Raw genomic sequence first — 25154 nt, 5'->3', positions numbered from 1 at the left:
ATTTTATGCTATTAAAAAAAGATAGTATCTTCAGAAATAAGAATTTTGTATTATTATGGTTAGGACAATTAGTTTCCGTATTAGGAAGTAATTTCCATTCACTGGCAGTTATGTGGTATGTACTAGATTTAACTGGCTCTCCTGGAAAAGCAGGTATTACAATGGTATTTACTGTAGCACCAAAAGTATTATTAAGCCCATTCACAGGTCCATTAGCGGATAGAGCTGACAGGAAAAAAATAATTGTCATATCCGATTTAATCAATGGATTACTTGTAGGAATAATTGCCATACTATGCTACTCTGGTAATCTGCAATTATGGACATTATATATGATATCTGCATTTATGTCAGCCACCAGTGCATTCTTTTCACCTGCTATAGGAGCATCTATTCCATCTATTGTTAAAAAAGAACACTTGGTCAAGGCTAATTCTCTATCACAAATATTAAGATATAGTTCTTCCATACTTGGTCCTGCTTTAGGCGGTGTATTAGTTATTCTCATAGGAATTCCTGGATTATTTCTACTTAATAGTATTTCGTTTCTATTATCTAGTTTTTCTGAGAGTTTTATAAAAATCCCTCGCCTGGATAGGTCAGAAGTACAAGAATCAACATTATTAAGCGATTTCCAAGAAGGCATAAGCTACACAATAAAAAATAAAGACCTACTCCATGTAATTATCGTTGGTGGTGTAATCATAAACTTTTTATTTGCACCTTTGTCATTGATTATCGCTGTAGTTGCAAAAAAAGATCTTAATTCTGGTAGTGAAGTCTATGGTACACTTCTAGCTGCTATGTCAGTTGGTGGGCTAATGATGTCTTTCATAATACCCAAGATAAGTAAGAAGATAGGTAACTATAAACTAATGTTCATAGGTTTGACATTTGAAGGATTATTGTTAATACCATTTGCATTTATCAGTAATATATATACTGGTGTAATATCTCTACTGTTGTTAGGATGTTCTTTTGGAATTGTTAATGTTTCATTAGGTACAGTGGTTCAGACTTTAGTTCCTAATCATATTCTTGGTAGAGTTTCAAGTGTAATGGGAATATTATGTTCGGTTACCGTCCCCTTAGGATACTATCTGGGTGGTATAGCATTGGAACACTATAAAACAGGTCATATTTGTATTGTCATAGGTATTATAACCGCAATATCAGGGCTCAGTACAATTCGTATAATAAAAAACGATACGATGAATAATGAAGATGCTGATTGTAAAATCTGTGAAGCAAGTTAAAGGGGTCTGACTAGATAGCCAACCCCTTCTTTACATAACATCATACACAGTAACTTATATTTGGTCAGGTATATAACCTTTAAATTGAGCTTCATATAATTTTTCATATATACCTTTACCACTAAGTAATTGTTCATGAGTACCTTTTTCCTTGATACCTTCTTCGTTAATGACTACAATCTCATCAGCATTTTTAATAGTAGATAATCTATGTGCAATAACAAGGGATGTTCTGCCTTTTGATAGTTTTTCAAGTGCACGTTGGATTTTTATTTCTGTCTCATTATCTAGAGCTGACGTTGCTTCATCCAATATTAAGATAGGTGGATTTTTGAGAAATACTCTAGCTATGCTTATTCTCTGTTTTTGCCCTCCAGATAATCTGATACCTCTCTCTCCTACATTAGTATCATAACCATCAGGAAGACCCATAATAAACTCATGTATTTCAGCATTCTTAGCCGCTTCAATAAGACTTTCCTCCGAAGCACTTATATCTCCATACATTATATTATCTTTGATAGTTCCTGCAAACAGAAATACATCTTGAGATACTAAACCTATATTACTTCTTAATGACTTGACCTTAATATCTTTTATATTCTTACCATCAATAGTAATCTTTCCTTCATCTACTTCATAGAATCGAGGAATCAAGTGACATAACGTTGTCTTACCCCCACCCGAAGGACCTACTAAGGCTAATGTTTTCCCAGCCTTTATATTAAGATTAATATTATTCAATACTTTTTCATGGTCATTATATGAAAAAATTACATTTTGAAAATCTATATTTCCTTTTACATTCGCTAAATCTATAGCACCCGACCTGTCTTTTATTAAAGGTTCAATTTCCATTAATTCAGTGAATCTTTCAAATCCAGTCATACCAGATTCGAACTGTTGGACAAAGTTGGATAATCTTCTAATAGGCTGTAAAAATGCATTAACATACATTATGAATGCTAATAAATCCATTATGGTCATAGTTTTCTTTAGAATGAGAAAACCTCCGAATCCTATAACTACTAGATTAAGAATCTTAGTTATGAAGCCCATTCCAACACTGAATATCGCCATATTTTTATAAGCTACATCTTTTGAAGCTCTGAATTCTTCATTTCCGAAAGTGAATTTTTCCATTTCATGTTCTTCATTAGCAAATGATTTCGATACTCTAATTCCTGAAATACTACTTTCTAATTGAGCATTGACATTAGCAATCTTCTTCTTAACATTTTTAAATCCTCTTGACATTCTTGTTCTTTGCTTAATAGCAAACCATACGAGGAAAGGAATAAATATGTATACGGCAAGAGCTAATCTCCATTCCATGAATAACATGGCAAAAAAAGCTCCAATTAACATAATGAGTGATAAGAAAAGGTCTTCTGGTCCATGATGTGCAAGCTCTGTAATCTCGTTCAGATCATTAACCATTCTAGACATGATGTGTCCTGTTCTCGTCTTATCATAGAATCTAAAAGATAGTGATTGTAGATGTTTGAACAAATCTCTTCTCATATCAAATTCCATTCTTACACCCAGAATATGCCCCCAAAAATCCACTATATATTGAAAAACAGATCTTATCAAATAAAGCCCTAATAATAATATTATAAATAAAAAGAAACTGCGAAACTGACTTTTAGGAAGAAGATCGTTTAATGCATATCTAGATAACATTGGGACTGATAAATCTATAGATGCGATTAAAAAAGCACAAATCATGTCAATTATAAATAACTTCTTGTGGGGTTTATAGTAGCTAATAAATCTCTTCAGCATTTTATTGTCTTTTTTCAAATTATCACCTCATACATTAAATTTACATAGCAAGATTCCGCTAGAACTTATGTAGTTTACTATTATAACACATCTATAATTTAGTATCAATTTTAATGAAAATTTTATTAGAGTATTAGCATATTATTGCTTATAGAGTATTATATATTAAATGATTAGGTAACTTTTAAAAACCTGAAAGGGCGTATTTGAATTGAGTATATATTCTATTGTTTTAGTTGCACTGAGTCTTGCTATGGATGCTTTTGCAGTATCTATTACCCTTGGTCTCACAAGTAATAATAATTATAATTCAATTGCTGTAAAAGCAGGTTTGTCCTTTGGATTATTTCAAGGTGGGATGGCAGCACTGGGCTGGGCTCTAGGATGTTCTTTGAAAAGAATCATTGACCCTATAGATCATTGGATAGCGTTTTTACTACTAACTGCAATAGGTATTAATTTCATAAAAGAATCTAAGAATTCTAGTTCTTCATTGAATTCATTATCCATTGATAGTCTGAAAGTTCTACTTACATTATCCTTAGCTACCAGCATTGATGCTCTCGCGACTGGAGTTACTTTTTCATTATTGAATGTGAATGTGTTTGTAGCTGTATGTCTAATCGGTCAAATTACATATTTTGCATCTGTAGTTGGTGTATATGTCGGCAAAGGGCTTAGTAAAAGTACTAAGTTACAATCATGTGTTAATATTTTAGGTGGTATAATTCTCATTATGATAGGATTAAAAATTTTGATTACTCATCTATTAGGTGGCACTTAATCCATATTTATATATCTCATTTATTTTAGCCTTAGAAATATCTATAGACAAAATAATGGACTATATCTTAATACATTCTTCTATAGCTCTTTGCTATTATAAATGCATAATGATATAGTCCCATTTTAATCATTTATTTATATTTTAATTTTCTTCTTTCTACATCTAATCCAAGTGTTCCTCCTGGATTCATAATATTATCTGGGTCAAAATGGTTTTTGAGTGTTCTTATTATATCGTAACAATTTTCCCCGATTGAATGTTCTAACCATGGACCAAATGATTTACCAATACCATGATGATGACTGATGGCAGCTCCGTATTTCACATAATTGTCTAGGATTCCCGCTTGGTACTCTACATATTCATCCAATTCCATTCTCGCTATGAATATGAAATATAAGTTAGCACCTTGTGGATATACATGTGACATATGTGTAAGACAGATAGTCTCTGGTCTTGCTTTACAATATTCTCTAAGTCCTCTATGAACTTCACTCATAGTATCCCATGTTACAGAACACTCCATAGTATCAATTACAATACCAAAATCGCCTAAAGCATCTCGCATATATGGGTCTCTAAATCTTCCTTTTTCCCATTGTTTAGTTGGATAACCTGTTAAATACATGGCACCATATTTTTTACATATCTTATGGAGTTTCTTCTTCATATTTTTACAGAATCCAATTTCTCCATCTGTAAATCCGAGGAAAAGGCAACGTTCCATCTGTTTAAATCCTTTTCTCTTCATGATAGAGTCAATCTTAGTTCCCTCAACATTATATAATTTCAACATCAGACTAGTTTCTTCAGGATCTGATAATCTAAAAACAGAAGGCATTCCAAATTCACCTTGAGTTATATCTCTGGCAGCAGCTTGGGCATTTTCCCAACTTGGGAATATATAACTGAATCTGATTCTGTTTTCAGGCATATATTTAAATACTCTTAATGTTACATGTGTAAGAACACCAAATGTTCCTTCACTTCCTATCATAATCTGATCTATTGAAGGTCCAGTAGCCATAGCTGGATATTCTTCTGTTTTTATTATACCAACTGGTGTTGCATATTCTTGGCAGATTACTATATCTTCTATTTTTCCATAATAACTAGAGTTTTGACCAGCTCCCCTGGTTACAACCCAACCACCTACACCAGAATACTCAAAAGACTGTGGGAAATGTCCACAAGTATAACTTCCCTTAGCTCCTAAGGTATCTTTTGCATTATTAAGTACTCTTTCTAATTCTGGTCCCTGCATTCCTGATTCTACAGTAATAGTTTGATTCTTTTCGTTGAAAGAAATTACCTTGTTGAAATTAACTGCTAAATCAAGACTTACTCCGCCTTTCATAGCTTCCATACCTCTTGTAACTGTTGAACCTCCAGCCTTACAATAGATAGGAATTTTCTCACTTGAACAATAACTGACAATCTCTTCTATCTGTGCCTTATTACTTGGATGCAAAACCACGTCTGGTAGATTTTCTACAATCTTGTTCCTTAGTCTTATAAGGTCAATCATTGTATTACCATAGGAAACCTTTAGTCTAGAATATGAATCTAATTTAACATTATCATTTCCTACAATTTGTCTAAATCTTTCAATTTGTTGTTCTGACAGATTGACAGGAACGTCAATATCAACTTTATCTAATCCTTCACCTTGTTTTGCTTTAAAATAATCATCAGTTAATCCAAAAGTATCTTTAATGACTTTATATAATCTTTCATTAGGGCATTTATATTCAGTAGGATCTCCCCATTTCAGTATAGACCTGAAACTTTTTTCTGGTGGGGCTTCATGTTCCCATTCTGGCATGAATCCTTTATAATTTGACATATAATTCCTCCTTTGGATATTAAGTTTTTAACTGTAATATCTTTTATTCTATTAGGCAATTACATTCTAGTCTAATTCTGCATTTGTTTATATAAGGGCTTTAATTTATTATATACCTTACAATAAATGTTATTATATATTTTACTATATATCTCTACATTCTTAGGATCTGGTAGAAATTCATCTGTTAAATGAACCATATTTTTTACTGCATCGTTAAATGATTTATATTCACCTTTTGACACATAGCCTACAATGGCAGCTCCTAATCCTGATGTTTCATATGTCTGAACCCTATAAACAGGTTTATTAAATAAATCTGCTGTTATTTGACATATAGCATCACTCTGGGAACCACCGCCAGAAACCATAATCTTTTCTATGTTAATCTTAGATTTCTTCTGTATATATTGTAAACCTTCAAATAATCCGAAACCTATACCTTCTATGATTGCCCTATATATATGTATTCTTGTATGATAATCATCAAAACCTATGATTGATCCTTTACCTTCAGGTCTCTTAGCTCCTGCACCCCAATAAGGTTGGAATACTAAGCCATCACAACCTGGCGGTATATCATTCAATCTTTTGTTTAATAATTCTTCTGGAGCTATGTTCAATTCTTTTGCCTGTGTAACTTCTTTTTGAGCAAACTCTTTTTTAAACCAAGAAATCATCCAATATCCTCTATATATCTGAATTTCTGGGTTGTAGGCTTTTGGTATAACTGCTGGAAATGGACAAATAAATCTAAGAGCTTCGTAATATTTTCTAGAAGTGGTTTGTATAGATGCGTTAGAACCTAATGAAATGCTAGCAGTATAGTTATCAAAACACCCGACTCCTAATGTTTCACAACCTTTGTCGGAACCTCCTGCTATAACTGGAATACCTTCTTTTAATCCAGTTTCATTAGTAGCTTCATCTACTACATAACCTATAACACCTCCTGGTGCTACCAAGTCACACAATTTTTCTCTTTCAATATGAAATATTTGACTCTTCTGTCCCCGTTTACCTTCCCACCTAAAGTGTTTGTAATTAAAAGGAATATGTCCAATCTGAGAAGCAATGCTATCTTTGAATTCATGGGTCAATTTATAGTTTAAAAATCCTGATATTTGTAAATATTTATGAGTTTTCTTCCAATTCTCCGGTTCATAATCTTGTATCCAATGAGCATTACAGTTAAGGCTAAAATTCTTAGCTGTAGTCATCATGCCTACAGTTGCTATAGTTACCTTATGATAAAGAGTCATATTTCTTGGTTTTTCAATCTTTCTCTGGTCCATCCATAGAATAGCTGGTCTTATGATTTCACCATTCTTACCAAGTAAAACACATGAATCTCTTTGTGTAGTTATAACCACTCTGTCAATTTCCAAGAAGATTTCTTCCTTATCTTCTTTAATCTGTCTACAAACCTCACATAAACTATTCCAATATACATTTGGATCTTGTTCAGCCCAACCAGGCTCAACTGAGTAATAAGGGTTAAATTCTTTTTTTACTTTTACCAACAATTTTCCGTTCTTATCAAAGATCAATCCCCTTAAACTCTGTGTACCACAATCAATTGCAAGTACATATTTTCCCATCCATAATTCCTCCCGTATCAATTACTTATTTTTATTTTAACACAGGAATACCAGTAAAACCACTAATAACAATATATATTTTATATGTATCTATAAATGTGAATTTATATTACACCTCCTAATACGATAATAAATATTGACGATGTTCTAACGTCATGTCATATAGTTGTCCGTATGTCGTCCTATTAATTTTATCATTTTTTATAAAATTATTCAAGATTATTATATGTTTCTACTAATAACTTTTAATTCACACTAATAAATCATTTCAGAGTATTTAACCATTTACCTTGCAACACTGATTATTACTGGGTTTCTATAGCGCCTCAAATTTTTTTCTAAAAAAGTATTGACTTTTTGTCAAAATTACTATATAATTCATTTTGCTGTTCCTCGATAGCTCAATGGTAGAGCATTCGGCTGTTAACCGAAGGGTTGTAGGTTCGAGTCCCACTCGGGGAGTTGCTTTTGAAATAGTTTTAAATCGTTTTGTACTATTACAAAACGGGGTGTGGCTCAGCTTGGCTAGAGCGCTTGATTTGGGTTCAAGAGGCCGCAGGTTCGAATCCTGTCACCCCGATTGTATGTGCCTGTAGCTCAGTAGGATAGAGCAGTGGCCTTCTAAGCCACGTGTCCGGGGTTCGAATCCCTGCAGGCACGCTCATTAATTTTATTAATGAGTAATATACAACATATTTTTTTACACTATGGGCCACTAGCTCAGTCGGCTAGAGCACTGGACTTTTAATCCAGGTGTCCCGGGTTCGAGTCCCGGGTGGCTCATTTTTTTCATCTAAAATTAGCAGTTGTGGCGGAATTGGCATACGCGCTAGACTAAGGATCTAGTGTCCTTTTTGGACTTGGGGGTTCGAGTCCCCCCAACTGCATCAACGATTTTATCGCATTTATAAAGGCTATATCATTATGATAATAGCCTTTTTTTGATTACTTTTTACATGGTCTTATACGTTTAAGGCATAAATAAGCCTGTGAATATTTTACATTTTTATGGTTGATAATAGTTGGTCTATTGGCATTAGATGAACATAAAAGCGTCATTAGTTTCTAAACATTTTCTAGTTATAAATGTATGTCTGAATAAATGAGTTGTACCTCTTGTTATCTCAGCTTATCTCATACCAGTATTTAATAATAAGCAAAATTTAATACTAGACTTGGTGGATTTCCTCCCACAACTACACTGTATATGATAGTTTTAAAATATTAAAAATACGGTTTGACACCAAAATTGACACCAATTAAAAATTAAAGTACTATTATAATAATATTTCTGCATTTTATGCAAATTAAAAGAGCCTGTTTTAAGGCTCCTATGTACTAATTAGTGCTTTAGTTAAAGTTGGATAATTTTAGAAAGCCACTGTAGTAGTTTACAAAACATAAATATCCACCTTGATTTACTTATTATTGGACAGTGCCAGTAGCCCATACAGGATTATTATTTTCATCATAAATGACTAGATTGCCATCATTTTGCATTATTAATACATTTGAACCTGTATAGCCACTTTCAATATGAGAACTCCAAATAACTTCATTTTTAGGAACATCAATTATATCTTCAATAAAATTGATTTTTCCAAAAGGAGTTTCACTAACATATGTTATAATTCTAGCTTTTCTAGTATTAGCATTACTTGTTTTTGAAACTATAACCCATTCATATTTTTGTCCTATTATCATATTATCTACTATATGTATATCAGTCAAAACCCTTTCTTTAACAGTATTTGGATTTTCATTTTTATAAACACTGATATAGCTATGAGAAATGTAGTTATCGTATGGATCTATGTTACTTACAATTATTTTTTGACTTATTTCATGGTCACGTATAACTAAATTACCACTATCTTCAAAACTACAACGTACACCTGAACCCATTGTATTGGATGCCCAAAGCGGTTGCAAATCGCTATTATAAACAACAAAATTTCCATCTTGCTGCCAATGCGCTTTATATTGACCATTTTGTGACAAAAGATAATCATTTACTTGAAAGGTTGTATCCGTACCAACACTATCACCTAGATTAGCTGCAAAACTACTAATTTGACATACTAATGATAAAGTTAAAACGCATATTATAGTAGAAAATATTTTTAACTTCTTAATATTCATTTGTTTATCCTCCTTATATTTTATCCTTTTTATTGTAATTGTTAAGAAGATAAATTATTTTAATTTTTTGTTTTATTATTTATAGTATATATTTTTTTATCTCCTTAATTTAAATTATAATTCCGATCGAAATCAAGTAAATTATATCATGATTATTCAGAAATGTATGTCTAATTTTGCCACAAAACTTCTTCATTTTTCGACCACACTCTCAAACAGAGAAATATTATAAAGATAGTACCCAATATATTTGGAAAGTCTTATTGTATGGTATAACAACAGAAAAGGCTAGGGGCTTATCCCTAACCTAAATAATACCTTTACCTACTATATTTATTATTCTGATTAATATTATTACCTTTTGCCATCTTTTATGGGATTACCTTGTTCATCTTAGTTACTAAGAAGATATCTCCAAGTGTTTGGACCAACTATACCATCATTATCTAGCTCATCATATTTTTCTTGAAATTCTATGACTGCGCTTTCTGTTCCTGGACCGAAATCACCATCTTCACTTATACCTAATTGGCATTGAAGCGCTTTTACAGCATTGCTCTTTTCTCCACGTTTTAAGGTTACTATTAATTTTAACCAAGTTGCTGATCCTACTATTCCATCTCTTTTTAGTCCTCTGGCTGTTTGAAATCCTTTGACATTTCGATATGTCTCATCACCAAAATCACCATCAACTTCCATATTCTTGTAACCTTTAGAAACTAATAGGTATTGTAAGGTTTTAACATCCCCCCCTTTACTTCCTGTTTTAAGAACTGGCCATGAAGCGGCATTAATCAACACACTACTTGACAATACCGTGAATATTACTAAGAGTGTACAAATCATTGTTTTCCTTCTTTTCATATCAAATCCTCCTCTTGTATATTAAATAAGTATACTAATTATTTTAATCTTTACTTAATAAAAAGTCTGTCAATTATTAGTACTAAAATACGCAATAAAGGACAAGCTTTTCAACTTATCCTAAAAAATAATATTTTTGTTTATAGTTCAACATTAAGTATGTTCCAGTCAATCCTTACACCATTAAGAAAACAATCTTCAACTATTAAACTCATAGTATTTATATAATCAGTAATAATTAATTCCTCAGGATAGTTTAAAATTTCATAACAATCATTTTTATGTAAATGAAATAAAAAAGAACGCAAAATATCCATATGTTTTTATAACCATCTTCATAATTTTAGTATCTATTTCATTAACATTATTTTGTTCTGATATCTTTAATATGCATCTTAATTCTCCATTTACTATTATTTGACCCATTTATTCTTTATTATATCAATGTACAGTATACCTATCAACATGCACTTTATTACGTTTTGTAAAACAAAAACTTGAAAAAAAGTAGGAATTTGAAACCCTACTTTTTTTAATAGCCACTATTTCAAATTATTTTGATAAAACAATATATATGCTATAATAATAAATGAAATTTTAAACTCGTTTCTTAGAAATCCTAGAACGCTTAACTTGAATATCAAATCTATAGTTAAATTTGATATATAGCGTTTGATAGGGAAGGAGGACAAATTTGAACACTATTATAGAAACACCGAGACACTATAGAGATTTTAATAAACATACAACAAACATTATTTTAGATATCTCAACACTTTTATGTGACACGAAAGACTACGAGGTAAAGATTTTTTAATCTAATAAACGATTTAATATTTCAAATACTAATTACAGAGGGGATTCAGAAGGAGTAATTATGTACTTATTAATATTAATCGCAGTAATATTTGTTATAGTAATAATAGTCAAATCTTTATCAAATGATGAACCCAATAATAATGATACCAGTAACAATAAAGATAATAATACTGTAAATATTGAATCTGACAAAATTAATAAAATAGAATACAATTATAATAAAGCATATAATGGTGTTGATAGCTTACTATCAAAAGCAGAATTTAGCTTTTACAAAATACTTTATAACATATGTGCCGAGTTAGATATTGCTTTATTTACAAAAGTACGTGTTGCAGATATTATTAAAGTTGGAAAAATTGATAATAGGCAAACATATTTTAACAAGATTAAATCCAAACATGTAGACTTTGTATTATGTAATAATCAGGACTTAAAACCTTTAATATGTGTTGAGTTAGATGATAAATCCCATAATAATAAATCTAGATCTGATAGAGATAAATTTATGGATGAAATTATTGAAATCTCAGGTTATAAAAGTTTACATATTAAATGTTCCTATAATTACAATAGACAATTACTAAAAGAAAAGATACAAAATGAATTAACTAATTGATAAAAATAGGGTTAAAGGAATTATCCTTTACCCTATTTTTATTATTGAAGCATTGTAAAATAATGTCGAAAGTGATAAAATATAGATAAATATACTATTTTTCACAAAAAGAATTATCTTTTTTTGTAACTATTCAACATGGAATTTAGGTAAGCAATTTAGACAAAGGAATTATAAAAAAATAGGAAGTCCATCACCATGACTAGAAAACTTGTATCTAAGAAAATATTTATTTTTTTATTTCTTTTTATTAATGCACTAAATCTCATATTGACATTTCCTTCATTTGCAGTAGTAAACACTCAATATGAAAATCAAGCCCAGCTTCTTAAAAAAATCAATGTATTTGTAGGTACCAATCAAGGATTTGAACTTGATAGAACTCCCACCAGATTAGAAGGCGGAATTCTTTTCGTAAGACTATTAGGTGGAAATGATGAAGCTTTAACCCAAAAATATTCCCATCCATTTAAAGATGTTCCTACTTGGGGTGATCCTTATGTAGGATATCTATGGCATCATGGTTTAACTAGAGGGGTTTCATCAACAGAATATGGATCAACTCTACTTATGCAAGGAAAATCCTATCTAACTTTCACTTTAACTGCTTTGGGATATGTAATTAATAAGGATTTCACTTGGACTACAGCAGTAGATAAAAGTTTAGAAATTGGATTAATTGATAATAATCTTTATCAAGAATTATATAATTCTACTTTTTTAAGAGATCACGTGGCTAAACTATCTTATGATGCCCTAAAACAATCTATAAAAGATAATAGTAATACTTTAGCCGATCAATTAATTGATACAGGGGCTATAGATCTTACATTAGCAAATGAAATTGGAATAACTAAAGAAGATACTGATTCAACCACTAATATTCATGTTGTAAATAGCCCTGTTTCCAAATTAACTACTGAAGATATTAAGCTCTTAGGTGCTAATGGATTTACTGGTTCTGAGACTGAAATCGCTGATGCTATAAAGCAGTGGCAAATAAATAACATGATCTATGCTTCGAGTTCTGAAAATTATCCAGACGTTTCTTATTCTATGCGTTGGAATTATGCTTTTCCTAATACCTATACTGTAATGGATATGCTATCTAATATGAAAGATGGTAATAAATACTACGGTATATGCTATCACTACGCAATTATTTATGCTGCTATCGCTGATTATTATGGGTTAAACGTAAGAATTACCAATACCACTGTAAAACCAAGTGATGTATCTACTAATTCTTTTTATGAAGCTACCTCTAAAGGCCTATCATTAAAAGAATTTGAACACTACACTAACTGGATTACTAAAAAAGGCTTATCTATTATAGATTATCCATATGAAGCAGTACGACTAGTTATGGGAGAAACTGCTCTACATTACCGAGCTGAAGTCAATATAAATGAAAGTTGGATTCCTCAAGATGATTATAACCCCGTTACAAAAGGATCTTCTAACTATGACTATATAGTTACTAACTGGAATGAAGGGTATCAAAAAGAAGCTTTTGATGATTATGTAAATCGTTTAAACAATGGAGAAGATCTAAAAGGTGAAGGATTCTCTTCAGCTTATGAAGAATTTCTAGAAGGACGATTAATTAAAATTGAAACTGGCGAAGCAAAAAAATATATAGGAATAACTGATGATGCCAATCAAACTAAAAGAGCATCTAATATCGATGAATTGTTACAAGGCTTAGGTCTAGTTCCTTATTTTGATACTAAAGAAAAAATAATCGACTTTTTCCAACAAGCAGATTGGGTAAAAGAAGAAATTGATGAGGCTTTTGAAGTCAAAGAAAAAATTGAAACTGCTACAGGTCAGCGCTTTTACATAATTTGTGATTTAATGATCTATTCTGAAGTAGAAACTATAGAATATGCAACATACGCCGAACAATACTTAGCCTTCTCAGGTGAAGAAATAAACGAAGATACTTTTAACAACTATATAAAATAGAATAGTAAAATTCTCCCTTTTTGTTAGACAGTAAATAATAAAACTGTTTGTCATGAAGGGAGTCTTTTATTAAATGAATTATTCCCAATACTCTTCTGTATCCTCTAAAGATATATTTATTACTTTATCATTTTTATAATTTATTACTATCTCTACATCATCATTAACTTCAATACTGGTAGCAACGTAATTCAAAATTAAATTATTGAACTGTTTTATACTCATTGATTTTATATGCTTTGTCTTATTTAACAATTCCTTTAAGTCCTTGGTTGCTATCATCCAAGCATGCTGGTCAATATACAGAGTATAATAATCGATATCTAGTTCTTTACCTTCTTCCAAATCAACTTTCAATTTATCAATATGATCTGTCGTTAATTTAATATATGATTCATCATATAAACTTGGATGTAGTTGCTCAAACACAATATACTTATTCCCAAAAACTAATCTTATTAATAAATTAGTTTTCAATTTGATGATACCTTGTATATCGCTATATTGCTTTAATCCTCGTTTCCCATATGTGATTGAGCATTCATACAGTTCATATTCACGCTTTACATTCTGTATGATTTTTCTAATTAGTTTTACTGGCAATGTATAATTAAACTCCTGATATCTATCTCCCAATTGTTTATATAATTCTTTTGTTACGATTCTAAACTCATTATCTCTTTTTATTCCAATGCAGTTTTTATCCATTCTCTCATCAGATTCTTTCTTACTAACTTAATCATCTTTATAATTTCCTATCTATTTTAATTTTAAACTATCTAAGAAATACCATATCATCTGTGTTATTTAATAAGCTAAGTACTTCATGTGTCGTACTTGCTATAAAATAATATAAAATGTATATTAAGTTCTTCCAATCCTAAACTAAAAATAACCTATACTATTATGCATAGGTTACTTTTATAATTATACAGTTTTTAAACCGCTCCAAATGATATAAATCTTTTACTAACATATCCATATTGACCTGTCTCAATTCTGTATACACTAGCCCAATTTCCAGTGAAATAATTTACAACTACTTCTTCACCGAATTCAAAAACGCCTAATGTTGTAGAAGATGCATTTGCTGATGATTTAAACGGTACATTAAACCCTTTTATATACCCAGGTGCAGGAAGACCACTTTGTAGATTCACAATCTCGATTTGATTATCTGTATTAATAGTGGTTTTCGCATAAGTAGCAGTATTAAATGTTAATATCATTCCTATTACTAATGATAATATTAATAATTGTTTTTTCATTTTTAATTTTCTCCTTTTTTTATTAGTAATATAATATTCTTTCATTTTAAAACATTATATCCTTTTTAAAAGTTAATTAATTACTATCATTATCTTCCTAGAAGATGTAACCAAGTTTCTGTACCAATTATACCATCACAAGTGATCTTCTCATTTTCTTGAAATGTTTCAATAACATCTTTTGTCATTGTTCCAAAATCACCATCAACATCTAAGTAATAAAAACCATACTTATCCTTTAGTTGATATTGAACTGCTTTTACCGCATTACTTTTTGTTCCATATTGTAAAGTTACTATTAATTTTAACCAAGTTTGTTCCCCCACTATACCATCACTAACTAGTCCATTTGATGCCTGAAAGTTTTTGACAATTGATTTTGTACCTGAACCAAAAATGCCATCAGCAGATAAGTTATAGCCTTTAGATTTCAAAAGATATTGTAAAGAGGTCACATTAGACCCAGAATCTCCTTTTTTAACAACTGGCCATGTGACTGTTGTTGCATTGACTGTAACACTACTTAATGTCATTACAAAGACAACTAGTAGTAGTGTTAACACTCTTCCCTTCTTTCTTTTCATATACATTTCCTCCTTTTAATTATCAATACATTACATATACTATCACATACACTTAGAAAATATTGTAAATTTCTGTATTCAACCTTATAAAAATATCGCAAAAAAAGACAAGCTATTCTCTAAAAGCTTCTACTACTACTTTATATTTAAATGGTATATATTAAAACCATATTAATTACTCTACTTCACTAAATAAGTTCTTAGCAAATCAATTTGTAGAATCCTTATAAAATCCTTAAATTTATAGTTTATCATTAAAACAGAAACATCAAACAATCAATACAGAAAGGAGAACTTACTATGATTAGTTCAAATAAAAGCAACAAAATAAAATCAATTATTTCTATTACTATTATTACTATGATAACGTGTATATTTTTTACCGGGTGTTCTATTACTGATTATACTCTTAATAAAATCTGTGAGTATGGAAGCAAAGATAAGATTGTATGTACAGTAAATGAAGCTGATGCAACCCAGATTGTTTATGATGAAGTAACCTATCAAGTTTTAAGCGAAACTGTTGATAGATCAGAAATAGGTGGTTGGAGAGGTGTATTCAAAAAGATTACTGTACTAGATGAAAACTACAGCATCATAAACCAAGTTAAAATGAAAGCTACTCCTACCTCACAGATTAAAGATATATTAAAAGATTTGCCTCAAAAAGCAAAATATATAGTTCCCTTTTACAATGTTCTTTCAACTAAGGATACGGATGATGACGAAGCAATTGTTGTCCAACTCTTCAATGGTTTTTATAAGGCTGTGCCTGTAGAATTAAAAAACGAAGATGAAGAAAGAATAACATTCACTGAGGAAACTATTGAAGAAATCACAACTAAATTTGAATGGTAATTGTTTATAATAAAGGTTGATTTTAACATAGTATCAAGCTATACTAATCTTTATGTAAAGGAGTGGAAGAATTGGTAAAAATACTCGCTATTGATGATGAACTTGATATATTAGCACTTATAAAAAATTCCCTTATAAAAGATAATCATATAGTAGTTACTGAAAACTTGGTGGATAATATTGATCCTAATAATCTTTCTGATTACGATATGATATTGCTTGATATTATGATGCCAGGTACAGACGGGTTTACTTTTTGCCAGAATATCCGTAATATTGTTGATTGCCCAATAATCTTTTTAACCGCAAGAACTACGGAATCTGACATAATTAACGGACTTGCCCTTGGAGCAGATGATTATATTACCAAACCATTTGGTACAGGGGAACTAAGGGCTAGAGTTAATGCTCACCTGCGTAGAGAACAGCGTGAAAAACATAGCATACTCTGTGCGTCAGGAATAAGATTTGACCTGTCAGCCAAAGAAGCAACGATTGAAAACCAGAAGATACCGTTCACAAAATCTGAATACAATATTTGCGAATTTTTAGCTAGAAATCGTGGACAAGTATTTTCTAGAGATCAAATATATGAAGCGATTTATGGTTACGAAAGAGAAAGCGATGTTTCAACAATAGCAGAGCACATTAAAAATATACGTGGAAAGTTATCGGTTTATAATTTTGCTCCTATTTCAACTGTTTGGGGGATAGGTTACAAATGGAATTAAAAAAAAGACATCTTCCACTGAACTTTATTTTTTTTAAATATCTTTTTTCTATGGGAATGGTACTTGTTGCAGCTTTTATTATACCCTACATACTTTTTTCCATGGGTACAAAGATGGGATGGTATACTTACGCAAACTCAGCAGAAATTCAAGCTAAAAGTATAGCAAAAGAAATTACCGAGTCAAAAGATTTCAACAACTCTGTAATTCCAACTTCATGTACCTATTCTTATTTAAGCAATGATTTTTCAGTGAAAGAAACCAATATGGAAACAGAACAATTAAATAATTCTATTTTAACTGCAAAAGGAGAATATGTACCTGTATCCCAAGATAATTGTTATCTTGTAATTAAACGCGATGAAGGATATTGTGTTCTCCAATATTATTTACATTCAAGTTACAAAAATCATTGGATGGAACGAAATCTGCCAAACCCTGATAAAATACTAATTATTTTATGCATAACAAACTGCTTGATAGCTTGTTTTATAGTTACAACTCTTTTCGCAAAACGTATAAAAAAGCAGCTTATACCCTTGATGAACGCTACTGAAAAAATCAAGGAACAGGATCTTGATTTTGAACTTGGAGTATCAAATATTAAGGAGTTCAACAACATACTTTTATCATTTTCAGATATGAAAGAAGAACTAAAGAATTCTCTAGAAAATCAATGGAGAATAGAACAGACAAAAAAAGAGCAAACTTCTGCACTTGCTCATGATATAAAAACACCTCTCACAATAATTAGGGGCAATGCTGAATTACTTAATGATACTAATCAAACAAATATTCAAAAAGAATATACTCAGTATATTTTAAAAAATGCTCAACAAATGCACCAATATCTCCAAATGCTTATAGGTCTTACTCAAGCAGAATGTGGATATCAAATACACTTACATAATATCAATACAAAACAGTTTATAAAAGATTGTAAATATCAATCACAAGGACTTGCTTATGCAAAACAGCTAAATATTAATTTCAGTTGCATTGATATACCTGAAACCTTTACTGCTGATTCAGCGTTGCTTCATAGAGCAATTATGAATGTTATATCCAATGCCTCAGATTATTCCCCGAAACAAAGTGAAATTAAAATCTCTGTAGAATGTTTTGATGAATGTATTAGATTTCTCATAACAGATATGGGAAAAGGATTTTCTCCTTCTGATTTAAAACATGCAACAAATCAGTTTTATATGGGTGACACAAGTAGAAATAAAAAAACTCATTATGGTATTGGCTTATATATTACAGAATCAATAGTTAAACTACATAAAGGTACTCTACTAATTTCAAATTCTCCTATTACTTGTGGTGGTGAAGTTACAATTGAAATTCCAGTATAGGGAGTTTTCTTCCTTTAATAAGATTCAAAAATCGTGGCTGCTAATCCTCAATAGATTGCAGCCAAATTCACCCTATCTTAATGCAATTTTTCATATTTAACTATCTTACCATCTTTGTAATAAACTATGTAATAACCTTTTGTCGTCTCAATGGAAATATCAATCAATTCTCCTCGTAATCCTCCATCTCTCCCAATTCTCATAATATTAGTATCGTCTATTTCTAATACATCAACCATTTTATTAATGGTTTGAACTTGTGGTTTGTTATAGATTTCTTCCATATTATTCTGTTTCAATAATATAAAACAAGCAATGAAACTTAGTGCAAATATGGCAAATTCAATGAAATTACGTTTAATACTAGATCTTTGTTTACAATTTGCCATAATTGCAATCACCATAAAAACATTGAAAACATTATAGATTAATACCAATTGGCTGATGTTAATTAGTATAAAAAGATAAATCACAGGAATAACAATCATCATTATCAACCTAACAAATAATTTTGATATAAACCACTCTCTAGATATAGCTGTAAACATTATATGCATTAACAAAAACGAACCTGTAACTATTAAAAAATCTGTAACTGCATCTGTGATAAAATAACTTATTACTGTATACAAACTATATTCAATGAAATATCCACTGTAAAATAATACTTTATATAATTTTTTACCGTTAGTTTTATAACTCCATTCAATATAATATTGTACTAACGTTAAAATAACAATTATTAACAAAATTCCATATATCATCATAATCTTTTCTCCATTATATATTATCTCGTATTAGTCTTTCATAATATATCTTAGCATTCCAACAGGATTATTTATAAAATCCTTCATCACTCTATAATGCTCGGTCTCTTCATAATCTATTTTTTTATAATCATCATCTAGACTATAGATGATAGCATTGGGATAACTCATTATTATTGGTGAGTGGGTTGCTATAATAAATTGTGAATCATCCATAACTAATTCATGTAACTTTCTTAATAAAGCAAGTTGTCTTGTTGGTGAGAGAGCTGCTTCTGGTTCATCTAGTATATAAATTCCTTTACCTCCAAACCTATAAGTAAGTAGTGACATGAATGACTCACCATGAGATTGTTCATGTAGAGATATACCACCATAAGATTCTATTATAGGGGGTCCAAATCCTCCTTCATTATCTAACTGCTCAATATTAGAAGCTACATTATAAAAACTTTCTGCTCTTAGAAAATAACCATCACCAGGTTTTTTCACTCCTTTAGTAAGCCGTAAAGATTCTGACAAGATCGAATGTGTTTCTTGTGTGCTAAAATTAAAGTTTTTACTACCTCCCTCAGGATTAAACCCAAATGCTACAGCAATTGCTTCTAATAATGTTGATTTACCACTACCATTCTCACCAATAATATATGTAACATTGGGATGCAACTCTAATTCATTTAACTCACGCACAGCTTTTAAACAATATGGATATTCCTTGCAATTAATGCCATCTCGCTCTAGTTTAATCTTACGGATATATTGATAAAAACCCTTTTCCAGCATATTATTCACTTCCTATCTATAATAAATGTCTACTAGTAATCTATATTCATACTACTCTTCTATTTGTAAAACTTCTTTTGGCACTTTGTTGAACAGTGGACTAACTGATTCTCTCCTGTGTATCCTTCTTATAGTCTCAGCGAATAGTGGTGCAACTGAAATTATCTTAACTTTTTTACTTTCCATAACATATGGATTGTATACTGAATCAGTAGAAATAAGCTTCTCTATTGGACTATTCTCAAGCTTTGTAACTCCTTCTTCATTCAGAAGAATATGAGATAAGCAAGCAAATATTCTCTTTACTCCACGTTTTTTTAATTCATCAGCTAGGTCAATTAATGTTCCTCCAGAAATACTAAAATCATCAACAATCAATGCATTCTTATTTTTTACATTACCTACTATTTCAATTATCTTAGCATTTTCGTCATGTCCTTCTCGTTCTTTATCACCAATCGCTACTGGTAATTTCAGATACCTTGCAAATTTTCTAGCTTCTTTTGCAAAACCTGAATCTGGTGATACAACTACTAAATCTTCTATTTTTAAAGAATTGATGTATTCACATAATATTGGTAAAGCAAATAAATGATCCACTGGTTTCTTAAAAAATCCCTGTATCTGTGGACTATGCAGATCCATAGTAACAACTCTATCCGCTCCCGCTAATTCAATACATTCTGTACATACTCTACCACGTATTGATACTCTTGGTTCATCTTTCTTATCTCCTTTGGCATAAGAAAAATAAGGCATAATTACTGTCACTGAATTAGCACTTGCTCTTTTGAATGCATCTATCCAAAATAATATTTCAGTAAATTCATCATTAGGTCGCAATCCAATAGACTGTACAAGATATACATCTTTATCTCTAACTGTCTCCTCAACTTTTACATATATATTACCTTCGCTGAATGTAATAACTCGTGACTTTCCTAACTGCGAGTCTAGATAAATACAAATTTTCTCAGCAAACTCTTTACCTGTACTTCCTGCAAATACTTTTATTTCACTTTTTGTATCCAACCTAACCACTCCTTATCCTTATCATTATCATTATCAGCTACCTTACATATTTATATTTAACTCCTGAAAACATTTTTCTAACAAGTCATTTGATATTTCTTCATAAGAATCACCTATACATGTTTCAAACATCCAGGTATTTTCTTTTTCTATCAAATATGGTGTAATCCCTACACCTACCTTATTCATAACCCCTACTAATATTTCTTCAATATTATCAATCTCTTTACTGCAATGTACATGAAACATATTTGATACAGGCATTTTTGGCATGGTATAAACTCCATTAATACTATTAAAATATTTAGCTACTTCTTTGGCATGATTATAATAATCATCCATTTTACTAATTCGCTTATCCAACCAATACTCAGCACTAATAATATACGGATATAAACTTATTAAATCTCCACCATATCTTCTTTTCCATGTCTTCGACTCTTCCATAAATTCCTTAGGACCTGCTAATATAGCACCTGCTACACCGCCGATACTCTTGTAAAATGAAACATATACACTGTCAAAACCAGCACATATCTCTTTTAACTCTTTATGGTAATACGGAGTTATTTCCCATAACCTTGCACCATCCAGATGTGTCCTTATGTTATTTCTCTTACAATAATCCAAAATCTCATTTAGTTCTTCCCAATTTGGAAGTTGTCCACCTATACCTCTTTGAGGTAACTCCACAAGTAATGTTGAGATATCTGTTCCCACCTTCTTTAAATCTTCTATAGTGAACAACCGATTTTCCTTTCCTAATAGTACAGTCTCAATATTATGAAGTTTCTTCAAACCATCTTGCTCATAAATCTCCAAATGGCTTAGTGGATGATATGCTACCCTATATATTTTTTTCTCATCACACCACATGCGAAGTGCAATCTGTTGTGCCATTGTTCCGCTTGGAAAAAAAACAGCTTTCTCTTTACCCAACATTTTGGCTACTTTGTCTTCAAAGTCATTAATTATCGCTCCATTGCCATAAAAATCTATTGGCTTATCTTCATCTACATTTTCCATAGGAATCTGTAATTGCCCGATACTATATTTTCCATTACCATTCAACTTATATCTAGTATTTTTATAAGCTTCAATTAACATTTCACTCATCATTTATCCTCCTAGTTTATTGGCATTTCCTTTCAACTGATATAGAGACAACTCTTTTTGAAGCTTAACAATTCTATCTTCTAACTCTATAACCTGTTCTTTATAATAGTCTAATTCATCTATAGATAGATATGGGAATTCTGTTATCTTCATATTAAAATAATCACATATACCTTTTGTTATTGCTTTAGCATATTTATCATGCCATGGCCTGTCTTTCATTTGTTTAGCTTCTTCCAGATAATCCATGAATCCTAACTCTAATAATACGGTTGGAACTTTGGTCATTTGTATTATATCCCAATTACCTTCTTTAACACTTCTATTGTATAACTTGGTATCATTAATTAGGTTATTATGTATTCTTCTTGCTAATTTTTCCCCTTCAGTACCAAATTTAAAACAATATGTTTCTATTCCCTTGGCATAACTTTGCCACTTACGATTTATACCATTTTTACGTATAGATATCATTATATCCGCATTACTTTCATTACATACTTCTACCCTATCTTTTACACTTTTGTCCTTATAGATGTTATCATTGGTCATAATAACTTTTATTCTATTGAATTCTAGGTATTTAGCTACTCTATACATTATTGGATAATTCTGTTCTGCTTCATGTATAGTACTTCCATCTTCAAATTCAGGAGTTGTTTTATCACATGAATAGAATCCGTGACCTGCGTCAAGACATACAATTCCATTTTTATTGTTTTTCACTACTTACCCTCCCCTTATTAAATTTATCAAATTATTTTTACAAATAATTTGATAATACAAATAAATATATGATTATATAATATATTTTAACATATTATATAAATTAATCTACCTTAACCTAATCAGCATACTTATTTTTGTTACGAAGATTACAATTTCATTATTCATGTTAAATTCTATATCTAATATAAAAAAGGTTACTTTATACAACTATTGTTGTTAAAATAACCTTCCTGTATATACTATACTTTAACAATAAAATTCACATGAACTTCTAGTATAGTTGCTATAATAATGAATAATAGTGATCTTTTAACTTTGATAACTGATTAATGCTATCATTAAGACCTCCTAGCCGGTTTCTTCTAATCCATAATTTCTGATGCTCAACAATAATAACACCAATATCTTCAATCATCTCATTTAATAAACCCTCTTTATTCTCTATTTCCTTTTGACCCATCGCCAATTTGAATTTACCTAATTTACATCCATGTCTAATGAATCTTATAGTATTTTTAAACTCACTATAAATAAGATTAGAATCTTCACATCTCATATTAGTTTTATCAAGCTGCCTTTCTAATTGCTCTATATATTCTTCTATACTTTCAATGTCTTCCTCTTTCATATCATTAATATCTGCAGAAACATTTAAGAACTTGTTTATCTCTATATCAGTAACTAGTATTTTAGATATATAGGTACTGTTAAACATCTTTTTGGTCTCCTTGAGATAATAATTACCCAAATCCATTACAAATTGTCCCATTCTATTATTTTCATCTTCGAATACCATTTGATTCAAATAATCAGCAATATCAACGTCTTTATTTTTTTCAACATCCCAGCTTAACGCCGCTCCATACACAAATCCTGGATAGCTTACACATGGATATTGCCAATGTCCATTACCTCCCCAATCAGTGTTCAAATAACCTATAGCATTATTTTTCTTACCACTTATGGCTGCATTATAGAGATTTTTTTTCATATTATTCATCCTACCTGAAATTGATTCCCAACTACTTGTCCCAGGGCAGACATAATAAGGAATACCTGACTTTTTATATTGCTTGCATCTGATATCAAATGGATGCTCTTCTTCATATCCCCACTCTAAAGTAATAATATCTTTGGGAAGTTCATCTATTAGTTCAGGATACTCATTTATTATATCTCCCCAAAACATCATTTTCTTTCCATGTTTTTGAACTAACTCATTTAATTTCAACAGAAATTCAAGATAGATTTTTCCTCTTCCTTCTTCTTCACATACATTTTTACTGAATCCCCTACCTAACTCACAAGTTTCATCACATCCCACATTTATCCATGAAGATGTAAAATAAGGAAGAAAGTCATCATACATTTTCCCAATCAGCTTCAATGAATTATCATCATTTGGATTCAAGGTACCTGGATCCCTATGTACATTATCTATTGAATTTGTATAACCATCTGGACATTCAGCTAGATGATTAAATTCTTTCCTTTTCAACCAATCAGTCATATGTCCAAAACTATTATGATTTGATACTAATTCAATATGTCTTGCTCTACAATACTCATCAATCTCCATGATTTCTTGCCCTGTAATAGGAGTTTTATCTTTCCAAACCTCTGGAAATGAAGGATAAGCAAAAGAAAATCCTTCTACATATAATTGCAAATGATTAAGCTTTAATTCAGCCATGAAATTAATTAATTCCAACAATTCCTTAATGGTAGGAATTTTGTTCCTGCTAATATCTACCATAATACCTCTTACTTGATAATCGGGTCTATCTTGTATTATTAAACAAGGTAGTGCTCCTCCGTATTGAGATATGATTTGTTTTAGGGTCATTACACCATAAAATGCACCAGCTGGTTTTGAGTAGACTATTTCAATACTATTTGGATTGATTTTTAATATATACTCTTCGCATTTTAGTGATTCTTTTTGGATAAACATGATTCCTGTACTTCTCGTTTTCCTCTTTTCTATAATAATAGGAATATATTTTTTTACTTCTTCATTAACAATTTCTTGAAGTTGTTTAGCAATAAAAAACATTTCTTCTTTATTACTATTATTAATTATGATAAGACTTTCATTAATGTAATAAAACTTTTCCTCTAAAATTTGTAGCTCTTTTGGAACTGGTACCAATAACATAACAATCCTCCATACATTAAATTGAGAAGAAGATAAATAATAATTTATCTTCTCACTCTTACTCTTTTAGTTATATAAGT

At 30.6% G+C, this 25154-nt stretch carries 21 protein-coding genes and 5 tRNA genes; 12 read left to right on the top strand and 14 right to left on the bottom strand.

Annotated elements, in window-relative coordinates; all coding sequences use genetic code 11:
• The first annotated feature begins 5 nt into the window (after positions 1-5).
• Entirely contained in the window at positions 6-1256 is a 1251-nt protein-coding gene (locus tag ACX6CF_RS14355; protein ID WP_458786029.1) for an MFS transporter, read from the top strand.
• A gap of 54 nt (positions 1257-1310) precedes the next feature.
• Here the strand turns inward: ACX6CF_RS14355 and ACX6CF_RS14350 are convergent, their stop codons facing one another.
• On the bottom strand, positions 1311-3062 hold the full coding sequence (locus tag ACX6CF_RS14350) for an ABC transporter ATP-binding protein (protein ID WP_458786028.1): 1752 nt from the start codon (positions 3060-3062) through the stop codon (positions 1311-1313).
• Positions 3063-3255: 193 nt separating this feature from the next.
• On the opposite strand from ACX6CF_RS14350, the gene ACX6CF_RS14345 reads away from it, so the two are divergent.
• Positions 3256-3828: a manganese efflux pump MntP gene (locus ACX6CF_RS14345; RefSeq protein ID WP_458786027.1), complete on the top strand. Its 573-nt coding sequence runs from the start codon at positions 3256-3258 to the stop codon at positions 3826-3828.
• A 133-nt stretch (positions 3829-3961) separates the two neighbouring features.
• Here the strand turns inward: ACX6CF_RS14345 and ACX6CF_RS14340 are convergent, their stop codons facing one another.
• A complete protein-coding gene (locus ACX6CF_RS14340) occupies positions 3962-5677 on the bottom strand; it encodes an FAD-binding oxidoreductase (protein WP_458786026.1) in 1716 nt (571 codons plus the stop codon).
• A 71-nt stretch (positions 5678-5748) separates the two neighbouring features.
• A complete protein-coding gene (locus tag ACX6CF_RS14335) occupies positions 5749-7278 on the bottom strand; it encodes an FGGY-family carbohydrate kinase (RefSeq protein WP_458786025.1) in 1530 nt (509 codons plus the stop codon).
• A gap of 390 nt (positions 7279-7668) precedes the next feature.
• Between ACX6CF_RS14335 and ACX6CF_RS14330 the strand changes: the two genes are divergently transcribed.
• The 5 genes from ACX6CF_RS14330 to ACX6CF_RS14310 all read left to right on the top strand — a co-directional run bounded on the left by ACX6CF_RS14330 (position 7669) and on the right by ACX6CF_RS14310 (position 8165).
• A tRNA-Asn gene (locus ACX6CF_RS14330) sits at positions 7669-7740 on the top strand.
• 43 nt (positions 7741-7783) lie between these two features.
• A tRNA-Pro gene (locus ACX6CF_RS14325) sits at positions 7784-7858 on the top strand.
• 6 nt (positions 7859-7864) lie between these two features.
• Positions 7865-7938, top strand: a tRNA-Arg gene (locus ACX6CF_RS14320).
• 49 nt (positions 7939-7987) lie between these two features.
• Positions 7988-8061: transfer RNA gene (locus ACX6CF_RS14315), tRNA-Lys, on the top strand.
• 19 nt (positions 8062-8080) lie between these two features.
• Positions 8081-8165: transfer RNA gene (locus tag ACX6CF_RS14310), tRNA-Leu, on the top strand.
• Positions 8166-8703: 538 nt separating this feature from the next.
• Here ACX6CF_RS14310 and ACX6CF_RS14305 read toward each other — a convergent pair.
• Together ACX6CF_RS14305 and ACX6CF_RS14300 are read right to left on the bottom strand one after the other, a co-directional pair.
• Complete coding sequence (locus ACX6CF_RS14305; protein ID WP_458786024.1) at positions 8704-9420, bottom strand: hypothetical protein; 717 nt, start codon at positions 9418-9420, stop codon at positions 8704-8706.
• 393 nt (positions 9421-9813) lie between these two features.
• Complete coding sequence (locus ACX6CF_RS14300; RefSeq protein WP_458786023.1) at positions 9814-10284, bottom strand: peptidoglycan-binding domain-containing protein; 471 nt, start codon at positions 10282-10284, stop codon at positions 9814-9816.
• 877 nt (positions 10285-11161) lie between these two features.
• Between ACX6CF_RS14300 and ACX6CF_RS14295 the strand changes: the two genes are divergently transcribed.
• Positions 11162-11722, top strand: a complete 561-nt coding sequence (locus tag ACX6CF_RS14295) for a DUF2726 domain-containing protein (RefSeq protein WP_458786022.1) — start codon at positions 11162-11164, stop codon at positions 11720-11722.
• 198 nt (positions 11723-11920) lie between these two features.
• Positions 11921-13690, top strand: coding sequence for a hypothetical protein (locus ACX6CF_RS14290; protein ID WP_458786021.1), 1770 nt, complete (start codon positions 11921-11923; stop codon positions 13688-13690).
• 78 nt (positions 13691-13768) lie between these two features.
• Here ACX6CF_RS14290 and ACX6CF_RS14285 read toward each other — a convergent pair whose 3' ends face one another.
• From ACX6CF_RS14285 to ACX6CF_RS14275, 3 genes are all read right to left on the bottom strand, one after another.
• Positions 13769-14398, bottom strand: coding sequence for a hypothetical protein (locus ACX6CF_RS14285; protein ID WP_458786020.1), 630 nt, complete (start codon positions 14396-14398; stop codon positions 13769-13771).
• Positions 14399-14628: 230 nt separating this feature from the next.
• The gene (locus tag ACX6CF_RS14280; protein WP_458786019.1) at positions 14629-14958 is read right to left on the bottom strand and encodes an SH3 domain-containing protein; all 330 of its coding nucleotides are present in this window, start codon (positions 14956-14958) and stop codon (positions 14629-14631) included.
• 89 nt (positions 14959-15047) lie between these two features.
• On the bottom strand, positions 15048-15542 hold the full coding sequence (locus ACX6CF_RS14275) for a peptidoglycan-binding domain-containing protein (protein ID WP_458786018.1): 495 nt from the start codon (positions 15540-15542) through the stop codon (positions 15048-15050).
• Positions 15543-15842: 300 nt separating this feature from the next.
• Between ACX6CF_RS14275 and ACX6CF_RS14270 the strand changes: the two genes are divergently transcribed.
• The 3 genes from ACX6CF_RS14270 (at position 15843) to ACX6CF_RS14260 (ending at position 18489) form a co-directional block, all read left to right on the top strand.
• A complete protein-coding gene (locus ACX6CF_RS14270) occupies positions 15843-16400 on the top strand; it encodes a NisI/SpaI family lantibiotic immunity lipoprotein (RefSeq protein ID WP_458786017.1) in 558 nt (185 codons plus the stop codon).
• Positions 16401-16471: 71 nt separating this feature from the next.
• On the top strand, positions 16472-17131 hold the full coding sequence (locus ACX6CF_RS14265; protein WP_458786016.1) for a response regulator transcription factor: 660 nt from the start codon (positions 16472-16474) through the stop codon (positions 17129-17131).
• Positions 17122-18489 carry a sensor histidine kinase gene (locus ACX6CF_RS14260; protein WP_458786015.1) on the top strand — a complete coding sequence of 456 codons (1368 nt, stop codon included), beginning with the start codon at positions 17122-17124 and terminating at the stop codon, positions 18487-18489. Before ACX6CF_RS14265 ends, ACX6CF_RS14260 begins: the two co-directional genes overlap by 10 nt.
• A 77-nt stretch (positions 18490-18566) precedes the next feature.
• On the opposite strand, the gene ACX6CF_RS14255 is transcribed toward ACX6CF_RS14260, so the two are convergent.
• The 6 genes from ACX6CF_RS14255 to ACX6CF_RS14230 all read right to left on the bottom strand — a co-directional run bounded on the left by ACX6CF_RS14255 (position 18567) and on the right by ACX6CF_RS14230 (position 25074).
• A complete protein-coding gene (locus ACX6CF_RS14255) occupies positions 18567-19256 on the bottom strand; it encodes a hypothetical protein (protein WP_458786014.1) in 690 nt (229 codons plus the stop codon).
• 30 nt (positions 19257-19286) lie between these two features.
• Positions 19287-20039, bottom strand: a complete 753-nt coding sequence (locus tag ACX6CF_RS14250; RefSeq protein WP_458786013.1) for an AAA family ATPase — start codon at positions 20037-20039, stop codon at positions 19287-19289.
• Positions 20040-20090: 51 nt separating this feature from the next.
• Positions 20091-21071, bottom strand: coding sequence for a ribose-phosphate diphosphokinase (locus tag ACX6CF_RS14245; RefSeq protein WP_458786012.1), 981 nt, complete (start codon positions 21069-21071; stop codon positions 20091-20093).
• Between the two features lie 42 nt (positions 21072-21113).
• Positions 21114-22187 (bottom strand): threonine aldolase family protein, encoded by a 1074-nt coding sequence (locus ACX6CF_RS14240; RefSeq protein ID WP_458786011.1) that lies wholly within the window; start codon positions 22185-22187, stop codon positions 21114-21116.
• 3 nt (positions 22188-22190) lie between these two features.
• Entirely contained in the window at positions 22191-22913 is a 723-nt protein-coding gene (locus tag ACX6CF_RS14235; protein ID WP_458786010.1) for an N-acetylmuramoyl-L-alanine amidase family protein, read from the bottom strand.
• 286 nt (positions 22914-23199) lie between these two features.
• A complete protein-coding gene (locus tag ACX6CF_RS14230) occupies positions 23200-25074 on the bottom strand; it encodes a beta-N-acetylhexosaminidase (RefSeq protein WP_458786009.1) in 1875 nt (624 codons plus the stop codon).
• Between the last annotated feature and the right edge of the window lie 80 nt (positions 25075-25154).

The sequence above is a fragment of the Vallitalea sediminicola genome (assembly GCF_054408565.1).
This window is presented reverse-complemented; position numbering and strand designations above follow the sequence as displayed.